This is a genomic window from Brachyspira hyodysenteriae ATCC 27164 (assembly GCF_001676785.2).
In the GTDB taxonomy this organism is placed as follows: Bacteria; Spirochaetota; Brachyspiria; order Brachyspirales; family Brachyspiraceae; genus Brachyspira; species Brachyspira hyodysenteriae.
On record NZ_CP015910.2, the window covers coordinates 2,759,022 to 2,772,148 of the forward strand.

The window sequence follows — 13,127 nt, forward strand, 5'->3', positions numbered from 1 at the left end:
AGTAAAATAAGCTTCATTGTCAAGTTTTTTAAAATATAAAAATATTGACATTAATTCTATTTTGAATACAATTTAATTGTTATTTTATTTTTTTATAAAGGATTTTTTATGAAATACATGAACCTTTACAGAGGATATGAAAAGAGAAAAGAAGCTATTGATAAAAAAATATCTTCTATTATAGAGAGAAGTCAGTTTATATTCGGCGAAGAATTAGAATCATTAGAAAAAGAATTATCAAACTATACTGGTGCTAAATATGCTGTAGGAGTTTCATCAGGGCATGTTGGTTTAGTACTTGCTCTTTTAGCATTAGGATTCAATGCTGGTGAAGATCATTCTCAAAAAGAAGTAATAGTACCTGCTATGACATTCTTTTCTACCGCTGAGGCTCCTGCTTTCTTAGGAATGAAAGTAAGAGTTTGCGATATTGATGAATACTTTAATATGGATGTAAAAAAGCTCGAAAGTTTGATCAATAAAAATACTGTTGCTATTATACCTGTTAATTTATTCGGACAATGTGCTAATTATGATGTTATATTAGATATTGCTAAGAAGCATAATATATTTGTTATAGAAGATGCTTGTCAGTCATTTGGAGCTAGCTATAAAAATATCAAATCATGTTCCGGAAAATTGGGAGATATAGCTGTAACATCATTTTTCCCAGCTAAACCTTTAGGCTGTTTCGGTGACGGCGGAATGGTGTTTACTAATAACGAAGAATTATATAAAAATCTTAAACAGCTTCGTCATCATGGAGATGAAGGCGGAATGATTCATGTTAAATTAGGAACTACAGGAAGACTTGATAATTTACAGGCTGGTATTTTGCTTGAGAAATTCAAAGGCTTTGATGCAGATATGGATCATAGAAGAAGTGCTGCTGAATACTATAATGAAAAATTAAAAGATGTAGTAAAAGTCCCTCAAGTTGCTGAGTATACTCAAAGCGTACATGCTCAGTATGTTATACAGGTAGAAAATAATAGAGATGAAGTAAGAACTAAATTAAATGAATTAGGAATACCTACTGCACTTTATTATCCTCATCCTATACACTTAGCTCCTATACTTGTAAAAAAACTAGGATATAAAGAAGGAGATATGCCTGTGTCTGAATATGCTTCAAAACATAATCTTGCTTTGCCTATAGATAATGATATTCTTAAAGAAGAACAAGATATGGTTATAGATGCAGTAAAAAAAGTTGTAAAATAATAATAAATATATAATTATAATGAAAAAAGCAGGTGTTTAGGCACTTGCTTTTTTATTTTATTTATATGAATTAGCTTTTAAATAGGAAATTATATTTCACTTTTTTTTGTAATTTCATGATTTAAAGAAATTAATTTATTATACTAGTAATATAACTTAATAAATTTGACAAATAGAACAATGTTTTATATCATATTTAAATGAGGAGAAAATATGGATAATCTTAATAAATTAATAGACCATACTATTTTAAGACCTGATGCCACAATAGATGAGATAAGAAAGCTATGTATAGAAGCAAAAGAATATGGATTTTATTCTGTATGTGTAAATTCAGCTTATGTCAATGTAGCTTATAATTTTTTATTGCATTCAGATGTAAAAGTATGTTCTGTAGTAGGCTTTCCTTTGGGTGCTATGATGAAAGAGGCAAAAGCTTATGAAACAAAAGTTGCTGTTGATAGCGGAGCTGATGAAATAGATATGGTAGTAAATGTTGGTTTCTTAAAAAGTAAAAAAATAGATCTTTTTGAAAGAGATATAAAAAAAGTAAGAGATGCATGCCATGCTAGTGTATTAAAAGTAATTATAGAAACTTGTCTTTTAACAGATGAAGAAAAAGTATTAGCATGTAAAATAGCCAAAGAATGCGGAGCAAATTTTGTTAAAACTTCTACAGGATTTTCTACAGGCGGAGCAACAGAACATGATGTAAAACTTATGCGTGAGGCTGTAGGCAAAGAAATGGGAGTTAAAGCTTCAGGCGGTATAAAAACTTATGAAGATGCTATAAAAATGGTAGAGGCAGGTGCTAACAGACTTGGAACAAGCAGCGGAATAGCAATAATGAAATCTGCATTAAAGTAGGAGACAGCTATTTATGGAATATAAAGAACCTAAAGCATTCTATGATGAAAAGGCATTCAAAAATGATCTCCTTCAATACCATATAAAATTAAAAAAAGGCGATGTTGCAAGATATGTACTTCTTCCGGGAGATCCTAAAAGAGTGGGATATATTGCAAAATTTTTGGATAATCCTGAATTAAAAGCAGATTATAGAGAATATGTAACAGTAACAGGTAAATATAAAGGAGTAGATGTTTCTGTAACTTCTACAGGTATAGGAGGTCCTTCTGCTTCAATAGCTATGGAAGAGCTTATTAAAGTAGGTGCTGATACATTTATAAGAGTTGGTACTGCAGGCGGACTTAGCCTTAAAGTAAAGCCTAATGATTTAGCAATAGCTCAGGCTGCAATAAAAGATGAAGGCACTACAAAAGAATATATACCTCTTGAATATCCTGCTATTGCAAATACTGATGTTATGCTTGCTTTAAGAGATGCTGCTAAAAAAATAAATGCCAATTATCATATAGGTGTTGTTCATAGTAAAGACTGTTTCTATGGAGAATTAGAACCTCAAAATTCTTTTTTCAGAGAAAAGTTTGAAAATAATCTTAGATATTATACATTATGCGGTGCTATAGCTTCAGAAATGGAATGTGCTGCTCTTTTTGCATGCGCATCTTTAAGAAAAGTAAGAGCTGGAGGAATAATGCATATAGTGGAAAATACTATGGTTGAGAGAATGGGTACTCATTTAGAATACAGCGATAATATAGAAAATATGATATTAACAGCATTAGAAGCTATTATTTTATTAAATGAGAAAGACAAAAAAAGCTGAAAGAAGTAATTAAAGAGGTAATTAAATATGTTTCCAAAAGCTTATTATCAAGAAAATGAAAATTTAGTTCATCATTTAAAATTAAAAAAAGGCGATGTCGGAAGATATGTTATTATGCCTGGAGATCCTAAAAGATGCGTCAAAATAGCTAAAAGATTTGATGATGCCAAATTAATAGCAGATTACAGAGAATATGCAACTTATACAGGATATATAAACGGAGTTAAAGTTTCAACTACTTCTCATGGTATAGGCGGACCTTCTACCGCAATAGCTTTGGAAGAACTTATTAAAGTTGGTGCAGATACTTTTATTCGCGTTGGCACTTGCGGCGGAATGAATATGGAAGTATTGCCTGGTGATGTTGTTATAGTTAATGGAGCTATAAAAGGTGGCGGTACAATGGACAACTATATACCTAAAGAGTTTCCATGCGTGCCTAATATAGATGTACTTGAAGCAATGATTGAAGGTGCTGATAAAATAAAAACAAGAACTCATGTAGGTGTCGTACAGTGCAAAGATGCTTTCTATGCTCAGCATGCTCCTGAAAGTATGGCTGTGGATAAGGAATTATTATATAAATGGGATAGTTATATTAAAGCGGGCTGTTTAGCTTCTGAAATGGAATCTGCTACATTATTTGCAGTTGGGGCTGCTAAAAATGTAAGAACAGGAGCTGCTATGCTTGTTTTGCATAATCAGGAGAGAGTAAAAAATAATATTAATGATCCAAAAAACTATACAGGAGAAGAAGCAATAGATTTAATAATAGAATCAATTAAAATTTTGATAGACAAAGATAAAAAATAATAACAATAAAAAATATTTTAGGATGGAATTATGATTAAAAAAATTATGTTATGTGTGTTATTTATCACATCTTTATTTGCATTGTCATGCAGCAAAAGCCCAAATACTAATACAAGTACTTTTGAAATAGCTGTACTTATAGACTTAGGTCCTATTGATGATAAATCTTTTAATCAGGGATCATGGGAAGGTGTAAAGGATTATGCCGAAAATTATGGTATAAGTTATAAATATTATAGAGTTCCTGATAAGGACATAGATTCTTATTTAAACACTATAGATCTTGCAGTTAAATGCGGTGCTAAATTAATAGTAACCCCTGGATATATGTTTGAACCTGCAATATATAAAGCTCAAGATATTTACACAAACGTAAATTTCATACTGATAGATGGAGAACCTCAAGACGGAACTTATACAGATTATAAAACATCACCTAATACAGTAGCAATTCTTTATTCTGAAGAGGAAGCAGGATTTTTAGCAGGATACGCTATAGTAAAAGAAGGTTATACTAATTTAGGATTTATGGGAGGTGTTGCTCACCCTGCTGTAGTTAGATTCGGATACGGATTTGTACAGGGTGCTGATTATGCTGCTGTTGAATCAAAATTACCTAAAGATTCTGTTAATATAAAATATACTTATATAGGCAATTATGATCCTACACCTGAAAATCAAACTTTAGCTACTTCTTGGTATAAAAGCGGAGTACAAGTAATATTTGCTGCTGCTGGTGCTGCTGGAAATTCAGTTATGAGTGCTGCTGAAAATAATAACGGATTGGTAATAGGAGTTGATGTTGATCAGAGTTTTGAATCTCCTACTGTTATTACTTCTGCTATGAAATTGATAAGAGAATCTGTTTATAATGCTGTTGCATCTTATTATAACGGAAATTTCAGCGGAGGAAAAACTACTATATTAGGAGCTCAAGTTAAAGGTATAGGACTTCCTATGTCTACTTCTAAATTTAAAGTTTTTACAGAATCTGACTATAATATTATATATGACTCTCTTGTAACAAAAACAATTAAAGTATTAAAAGATACTGATATAGAAAATGTAAATAATTTACATTTAAATTCAGCAAAGGTTAATTATATAAAATGATTTGTTCTCTATATAAAAGATTAGCAGTAAGAGGTGATTTTTAAATATGAAAAAACTTCTTACTCTTCTTATTGTGTTTGTTTTTTTATACACTGTTTCCTGCAGTAATACAAACAGTGGAAAATCACTTGGTTATGAAATAGCAGTTATCATGAGAAATATAGATGACAAATCATTTAATCAAAGTACTTGGAGAGGAGTAAAGGATTATGCTGAACATTATGGCATAAGCTATAAATATTATAAAGTTCCTGATAAAAATGTACAATCAACATTAAATGCTATAGATATTGCTGTTCGTATGGGAGCAAAATTGATAGTAACACCAGGAAGTATATTTGAACCTGCTATTTATAAAGCACAGGATATATATACTAATGTACATTTTATATTGATAGACGGAAAGCCTCAGGATGGAACTTACACAGATTATAAGACAGCAAAAAATACTATTGCTATTCTTTATGCTGAAGAGGAAGCAGGATTTTTAGCAGGATACGCTATAGTAAAAGAAGGTTATACTAATTTAGGAGTTATAGGAGGTATGGCTCTTCCTCCTGTTATAAAATTCGGATACGGATTTGTACAAGGGGCAGAATTTGCAGCAGATGAATTAAAAATTCCTAAAGATAGTATAAATATAAAATACACTTATGTTGGAAATTATGATGATTCTCAGGAAAATCAAAATTTAGCTGCATCTTGGTATAAAAGCGGTACACAGGTAATATTCGCTCCGGCAGGAGGCGCTTCTTATTCTGTTATAAATGCTGCTGAGAATAATGGAGGTTTAGTTGTAGGAATTGATGTTGATCAAAGTTTTGAATCTCCTACTGTTATTACTTCTTCTATGAAATTGATAAGAGAATCTGTTTATAATGCTGTTGCTGCTTATTATAATGGTAATTTTAATGGAGGAAAAACTTTCATATTAGATACAAGAGTTAATGGAGTAGGACTTCCAATGTCTACTTCTAAATTTAAAGTTTTTAAAGAATATGATTATAATATCATATATAACTCTCTTATGAGAAAAAAAATTAGGGTATTAAAAGATACTGATGCGGAAAGTGTTGATAAATTACCTTTGAATTTAGTAAAAATTAATTATATAAATTAATTAGGAGATTAGTATGAAAAAAAATTTCGGCTTAATGATAATTATTACAGCTTTTATATTAATGATTTCATGCTCCAAAACTGAACAAGTTGGAGAATTCGATATAGCTTTGATAACAGAAGGTAAAATAGATGATAAATCATATAATCAGGGAGCTTGGGAAGGATTAATTAGATATGCTGAAAGTACAGGAAAAAAATACAAATATTATCAGGCTGCTGAAAATAATACAGAAGCATATATTGATGCTATAGATTCAGCAGTTTCTGAAGGCGTAAAATTAATAATAACTCCGAATTATTTATTTGAAACAGCTGTATACAAATCTCAGGATAAACATCCGGATGTTAATTTTATAATTATAGATGGTGTTCCTCAAGATGGTACTTATACTGATTTCAGAATAGAAAAAAATGTTCATGCTATGATTTATGCTGAAGAAGAGGCTGGTTTTTTAGCGGGATATGCTATAGTAAAAGAAGGATATACTAACTTAGGAGTTATAGGCGGAATGCCTGTACCTCCTGTTATAAGATTTGGATACGGATTTGTTCAGGGTGCAAATTATGCAGCTAAAGAATTAAATATGCCTACTAGAAGCATAAAAATAAATTATACATATATTGGCAATTTCAGTGATACCGGTGAAAATAAAGAACTTGCTTCTTCTTGGTATCAAAATGGGGTGCAGGTAATATTTGCTCCTGCAGGAGGTGCTGGAAAATCTGTTATAAGTTCTGCCGAAGAAAATAATGGATTAGTTATAGGTGTTGATGTTGATCAAAGTTTTGAATCCCCTGTTATTATTACTTCTGCTATAAAAAGAATAAGAAATTCAGTTTATAATGCAGTTGATTCTTTTTATAATGGTACTTTTAAAGGCGGACAAACTACTATATTAGATGCAAAAGTAAATGGTATAGGGCTTCCTATAAAAACTTCCCAATTTAAAAACTTCACTGAGAATGATTATAATGCCATATATAATCAGCTTTCAGAAGGTAATATTAACATTTTAAAAGAAAGAAATGCGAGAACTGTAGAAGAATTACCTTTGGATATAGTAGAAATTAATTATATAAAATAAATTTTGGCTTTAATAATTTTTAGCAAATAAATATATTATAAAATAGGAGACATCATATTATGAAAAAAATTCTTGTTTTAATCATCACCTTAATGAGCTTCATTTTAATGATTTCATGCGGCGGCGGAAAAAAATCTGGAGGATATGAACTAGCATTAATAACAGATGTTGGTACTATAGATGACAGATCATTCAATCAGGGATCATGGGAAGGATTAACAAAATATGCTCAGGAAAAAGGCATATCTCATAAATACTACCAGCCTTCTCAAAAAACTACTGATGCTTATGTTGATGCTATAGATTTAGCAGTATCTGCAGGTGCTAAATTGGTAGTAACTCCTGGTTTCTTATTTGAACCTGCTGTATACAGAGCTCAAGACACACATCCGAATGTAAGTTTTGTACTTTTAGATGGTACTCCTCAAGACGGAACTTATACTGACTTTAGAATTGAAAAAAATGTTTATTCTGTACTTTATGCTGAAGAACAAGCTGGATTTTTAGCCGGATATGCTATAGTAAAAGAAGGATACACTAATTTAGGCGTTATGGCTGGTATGGCTGTTCCTGCTGTTATAAGATTCGGATACGGATTTATTCAGGGTGCTAATTATGCAGCTAAAGAAATGAATATGCCTGTAGGAAGCATAAAAATTAACTATACTTATATAGGTAACTTCAATGCTACCCCTGAAAATCAGACTTTAGCTACTTCTTGGTATCAAAGCGGTGTACAAGTTATATTTGCTCCTGCAGGCGGTGCCGGAAACTCTGTTATGAGTGCTGCTGAACAAAATAACGGATTGGTTATAGGTGTTGATATAGATCAAAGTGCTGAATCTCCTACTGTTATTACTTCTGCTATGAAAATGCTTGGAGAATCTGTATACAATGCCATAGATGATTTCTATAAAAATCAATTCCCAGGAGGAAAATCTGTTATACTTGATGCTAAAGTTAATGGTATAGGACTCCCTATGTCTACTTCCAAATTCCAAAAATTCACTCAGAATGATTATGATGCTATATATCAAAAACTTAATAATAGTGAAGTAAAAGTTCTTACTGATAAAGATGCTAAAGATGTTAATCAATTACCTTTAGATATAGTTACAGTTAATTTAATACAATAAAGAATATTAATACTAAAATATTTTAAGAGAGATGCCGGATATAATCTGGTATCTCTATTTTTTTTTTATAAATATTTGACAATTCAAAATCATTTAACTATATTTTATATATAATTATTTTATTAAAATAATTATATATAAAAGTTATATAGGAAATATAATGGAAAATTCAGAGTATGTAGTTGAAATGCTTAATATAACTAAACGTTTTAAAGGTATAATAGCAAATGATAATATCACTATACAATTAAAACGAGGTGAAATCCATGCTTTGCTTGGAGAAAATGGAGCAGGAAAATCTACTTTAATGAGCGTGCTTTTCGGACTTTATAAACAAGAAGAAGGTATAATTAAAGTTAATGGTAAAGAAGTAAATATTGATAATCCTAATACTGCTAATGCCTTAGGTATTGGTATGGTGCATCAGCATTTTAAATTAGTTCATAATTTTACCGCTTTAGAAAATATTATGCTTGGTGTAGAAACTGTTAAAAATGGAATACTTCAAGTTGATGATGCAAGAAAAAAAGTTATGGAATTAAGCAAAACCTACGGACTTGAAATTTATCCTGATTCTTTAATAAGTGATTTAACAGTAGGTATGCAGCAGAGAGTAGAAATTTTAAAAATGCTTTATAAAGATAATAACATACTTATTTTTGATGAGCCTACTGCCGTACTTACTCCTAGCGAAATAGAAGAGCTTATGAAAATTATGAAATCTTTAACTAAAGAAGGAAAATCTATTCTTTTCATAACTCATAAATTAAATGAAATTAAAGAAGTTGCTGACAGATGTTCTGTACTTCGTAAAGGTAAATATATAGGTACTATTGATGTAAAAAGTACTACAAAAGAAGAGATGTCTGAAATGATGGTTGGAAGAAAAGTATCTTTAGTTGTAGATAAGACAGAGGCTAAACCTAAAGATATAATATTATCAGTAAAAGATCTAAATGTTAAATCTCCTCATAGTGAAAAAAATATTGTTAAAAATGTTTCTTTCGATGTTCGTGCCGGAGAGATAGTATGTATTGCTGGTATTGACGGAAACGGACAAAGCGAACTTATATATGCACTCACAGGTTTGATTGATATGTCAAGCGGAAGCATTCATTTAAATGGCAAAGACATTACTAACCTATCTATAAGAAATAAAACTCTAAGCGGAATAGGTCATATTCCAGAAGACAGACATAAACATGGACTTGTACTTGATTATACTCTTGGAGAAAATACAATACTTCAAACTTATTTCACAGAAAGATTTCAAAATAAAGGCTTCTTAAAATTCAAAGAAATAGAAAATTATGCTAATGAACTTATAAAAAGATTTGATATAAGAAGTGCTGAAGGAGCTAAAACTATAGCCAGAAGTATGTCAGGAGGTAATCAGCAAAAGGCTATCATAGCAAGAGAAATAGACAGAAATCCGGATTTACTTATAGCAGTTCAGCCTACAAGGGGATTAGATGTTGGGGCTATAGAATATATACATAAAGAATTAATAAGACAACGTGATAATGGAAAGGCGGTTTTACTTGTTTCTTTGGAGCTTGACGAAGTTATGAATTTAAGCGACAGAATACTTGTTATATATGAAGGTGAGATTGTAGCTAATGTTAACAATAAAGATTTAACTATTAATGAATTAGGTCTTTACATGGCAGGCTCTAAAAGAAGTGCATAAGATTTTGGTTTATAGCATTATAATTGTTTTTATTATATTCTTTGGTTAATAGTTGTTATGAGAAATATAAATAGAATGAATGATTACTTTGTGCGTTACCTTCTAGGCTCTATTGGTAATGAAGATATACTTGAAAATATAGTCAATTGTGTGCTTATAGATTCAGGTTTTGAAGAAGTTCATAATTTAGAAATAATTAATCCTCATAATTTACCTGAAAATATTAATCTAAAAGAATCAGTACTTGATGTTAAGGCTATTACTAAAGATAATAAAAAAATTATTATAGAAATACAATTATCAGGGAATATAGATTTTGTTAAAAGAATATATTATTATATATCAAAAAATATAGTAAGCGAATTAAATGAAAATGAATCTTATGATATTATTAGCCAGGTTATAAGCATTAATTTTGTAAATTTCAATATGGACTTTAATGATGAAGGTAAGGAACATAGATGCTTTAAATTAATAGACACTCAAAATCATAATGTATCATTAGATATTATTCAAATGCATATAATAGAAATTCCAAGATTTACAAAAATATTAAATAATTCTAGTATAGATGATATTAAAAAAAATAAAATATTATCTTGGATTGAATTTTTTACAGTTAAAGATTTAGATAAAGTTAAAGAAAAATTAAAGGAGCTTAATAATATTATGCCAAAAGTAATAGATAAATATGAGAGATTTATATCAAGTGAAGAAGAGATGGAAGTTTATAATGCCAGAGATGCATTTTTATACGGACAAACCATAATGCTTAAAAGAGAAAGAGAAGAAGGTATAAAAGAAGGCATAGAAAAAGAAAAATATTCATTAGTAAGAAATATGAAAAAGAAAAATATGGATATAAATCTTATTAGTGAATTAACAGGTTTGAGTATAGAAGAAATAGAAAAACTATAATAAAAAATTATGAGTCTATTTTAAGTTTACTTAAAATAGACTAAAAGCGAATAATTTTTTTATAAAGGATATAATAAATAAAAATAAAAAATACTAGATAAAATTATTAATAATGTATTGTTATAAAAGGAGTGCTTAATGGATTTAAAAAACAAATTGGCTGGTATTTTGGAGAAAGAAGGATTTGTTAATATATTTTCTTCTTTTCTCGCTATTATTATAGGGCTGCTTCTGGGTCTTATAATACTTCTTATAAGTAATGTTCATGATGCTTTTCCCGCTTTTATGACAATACTTTCAGGAGGATTTTCTGGAGGCTCTAGAGGAATGGGACAGGTTATATACACTGCCACACCTTTAATACTCACAGGGCTTTCGGTTGGATTCGCTTTTAAAAACGGACTCTTTAATATAGGAGCTCCCGGACAATTTATAGTAGGTGCTTATGCTGCTGTATTAGTAGCAGTAAAATGCACATTCCTTCCGCCTGCTCTACATTGGTTTGTAGCTTTAATAGTTTCTTTTATAGCCGGAGGACTTTGGGCTTATTTACCTGGTTTTTTAAAGGCTCATTTCAATGTTAATGAAGTTATTTCAAGCATTATGATGAATTATATTGGTATGTATTTAGTTAATTATCTTGTTACGCTTACAGTTTATGATATGCTTAAAAACCAATCTCAAAATATTCCTCCTTCTTCTATGATTCCTACTATGGGACTTAATGTTATATTCAGAGGTTCAAGTGCTAACGGAGGATTCTTCATTGCTGTAATAGTAGTAATAATAGTATATATAATACTTTCAAAAACTACATTCGGTTTCGAGCTTAAAGCATGCGGACTCAATAAAGATGCAAGTAAATATGCAGGTATTAACGAAAAAAGAAATATTATTCTTTCTATGGTTATAGCAGGTGCTTTGGCAGGACTTGGCGGCGGACTTTTATATCTTTCTGGAGTTGGAAAACATATAGAAGTTGTTGATATACTTGCTGAAGAAGGTTTTATGGGTATCCCTATTGCATTACTCGGACTATCTCACCCTATAGGAATATTAATCGCCGGACTTTTTATTGCTCATATAACAGTAGGCGGTTTTTATATGCAGATATATGATTTTACTCCTGAAATTATAGAGATGATTATATCTTCTATAATATATTTCAGTGCTTTTGCTTTACTTTTTAAATCTATTGTTGGATTTATATCCAAAAAGCTAGTCAAAAAAGAAGAAAAAAATGCTAATGAGTAAAGAATAGAAAATATAAAAGGAGATTTTTTTAATGGAAACAATTTATTTTTTAGTACAGCAGACTATGTTTTTTTCTATTCCGCTTTTACTTGTAGCATTAGGCGGAATGTTTTCTGAAAGAAGCGGAGTAGTTAATATTGCTCTTGAAGGTATAATGATAATTGGGGCTTTTGCAGGAATATTTTTTATAAGCAGATTAGGAGCTAATTTCCCTCCTATGATAACATTATTTTTAGCGATGATTATATCAGCTTTATCAGGTCTTATATTTTCTCTTCTTCATGCTTATGCTGCTATTAGTATGAGTGCTGATCAGGTTATAAGCGGTACAGCTTTAAATATATTTGCTCCTGCTTTTGCTATATATGTTACAAGAGCTATTCAAACAGTTCAGCAAATAAGTTTCGTTAATAATTTTAGAATAGAATCAGTACCTATACTTGGAAGCATTCCTATAATAGGAGGATTATTCTTCAAAAACACATACATAACAACATATATAGGATTCATAATATTAGCTCTATCTTGGTTCATTCTTTATAAAACCAGATTCGGACTTAGACTAAGAAGCTGCGGAGAGCATCCTCAAGCTGCAGATTCTGTAGGTATTAATGTTTATAAGATGCGTTATATTGGTGTTGCTATATCAGGAGCATTGGGAGGTTTAGGAGGACTAGTATTTGTTATTCCTACTTCTACAAACTTTAATGCTACTGTTGCAGGTTACGGATTCTTGGCTTTAGCAGTACTTATATTCGGACAATGGAAGCCTATGAAAATACTTTATGCTGCTTTCTTCTTCGGACTTATGAAAACATTAGCTTCTGCTTATTCCGGAATACCTATACTTGCAAGTCTTCCTATATCAAACAATATATACAAAATGATTCCTTATATAACAACTATAATAGTACTTGCATTTACTTCTAAAAATTCACAGGCTCCTAAGGCATCAGGCATTCCTTATGATAAGAGTGTAAGATAATTTATAAATAAAGCTGAGGGTTTTACAGCTCTCAGCTTTTTTATTATTTATTGTTAATATGCTTTATATAATAAAATTCTATTAATTCAAAATCATA

The 13,127-nt window shown here is 30.2% G+C and carries 12 protein-coding genes; all 12 read left to right on the forward strand.

Translation table 11 applies throughout. The annotated features are described in order from the left end of the window. Positions 1–108: 108 nt before the first annotated feature. The 12 genes from BHYOB78_RS12040 (at position 109) to BHYOB78_RS12095 (ending at position 13,030) form a co-directional block, all read left to right on the forward strand. Positions 109–1,224: a DegT/DnrJ/EryC1/StrS family aminotransferase gene (locus BHYOB78_RS12040; RefSeq protein ID WP_020064731.1), complete on the forward strand. Its 1,116-nt coding sequence runs from the start codon at positions 109–111 to the stop codon at positions 1,222–1,224. Positions 1,225–1,437: 213 nt separating this feature from the next. Then, on the forward strand, positions 1,438–2,091 hold the full coding sequence (gene deoC / locus BHYOB78_RS12045; protein ID WP_020064730.1) for a deoxyribose-phosphate aldolase: 654 nt from the start codon (positions 1,438–1,440) through the stop codon (positions 2,089–2,091). Positions 2,092–2,104: 13 nt separating this feature from the next. Then, complete coding sequence (locus BHYOB78_RS12050) at positions 2,105–2,914, forward strand: nucleoside phosphorylase (protein WP_028331351.1); 810 nt, start codon at positions 2,105–2,107, stop codon at positions 2,912–2,914. Positions 2,915–2,941: 27 nt separating this feature from the next. After that, positions 2,942–3,727: a nucleoside phosphorylase gene (locus tag BHYOB78_RS12055; RefSeq protein WP_020064729.1), complete on the forward strand. Its 786-nt coding sequence runs from the start codon at positions 2,942–2,944 to the stop codon at positions 3,725–3,727. Between the two features lie 30 nt (positions 3,728–3,757). Beyond that, entirely contained in the window at positions 3,758–4,840 is a 1,083-nt protein-coding gene (locus BHYOB78_RS12060; RefSeq protein WP_020064728.1) for a BMP family lipoprotein, read from the forward strand. Between the two features lie 46 nt (positions 4,841–4,886). Continuing rightward, positions 4,887–5,960: a BMP family lipoprotein gene (locus BHYOB78_RS12065; RefSeq protein WP_012671062.1), complete on the forward strand. Its 1,074-nt coding sequence runs from the start codon at positions 4,887–4,889 to the stop codon at positions 5,958–5,960. A 13-nt stretch (positions 5,961–5,973) separates the two neighbouring features. Next, entirely contained in the window at positions 5,974–7,047 is a 1,074-nt protein-coding gene (locus tag BHYOB78_RS12070; RefSeq protein ID WP_020064727.1) for a BMP family lipoprotein, read from the forward strand. A 59-nt stretch (positions 7,048–7,106) separates the two neighbouring features. Beyond that, positions 7,107–8,183, forward strand: coding sequence for a BMP family lipoprotein (locus BHYOB78_RS12075; RefSeq protein WP_020064726.1), 1,077 nt, complete (start codon positions 7,107–7,109; stop codon positions 8,181–8,183). A 160-nt stretch (positions 8,184–8,343) separates the two neighbouring features. Then, positions 8,344–9,873 (forward strand): ABC transporter ATP-binding protein, encoded by a 1,530-nt coding sequence (locus BHYOB78_RS12080; RefSeq protein ID WP_012671065.1) that lies wholly within the window; start codon positions 8,344–8,346, stop codon positions 9,871–9,873. 57 nt (positions 9,874–9,930) lie between these two features. Continuing rightward, positions 9,931–10,791 carry an Rpn family recombination-promoting nuclease/putative transposase gene (locus tag BHYOB78_RS12085; RefSeq protein WP_012671066.1) on the forward strand — a complete coding sequence of 287 codons (861 nt, stop codon included), beginning with the start codon at positions 9,931–9,933 and terminating at the stop codon, positions 10,789–10,791. A gap of 138 nt (positions 10,792–10,929) precedes the next feature. Continuing rightward, the gene (locus tag BHYOB78_RS12090) at positions 10,930–12,045 is read left to right on the forward strand and encodes an ABC transporter permease (RefSeq protein ID WP_012671067.1); all 1,116 of its coding nucleotides are present in this window, start codon (positions 10,930–10,932) and stop codon (positions 12,043–12,045) included. 31 nt (positions 12,046–12,076) lie between these two features. Further along, positions 12,077–13,030, forward strand: a complete 954-nt coding sequence (locus BHYOB78_RS12095) for an ABC transporter permease (RefSeq protein WP_020064725.1) — start codon at positions 12,077–12,079, stop codon at positions 13,028–13,030. Positions 13,031–13,127: the final 97 nt, after the last annotated feature.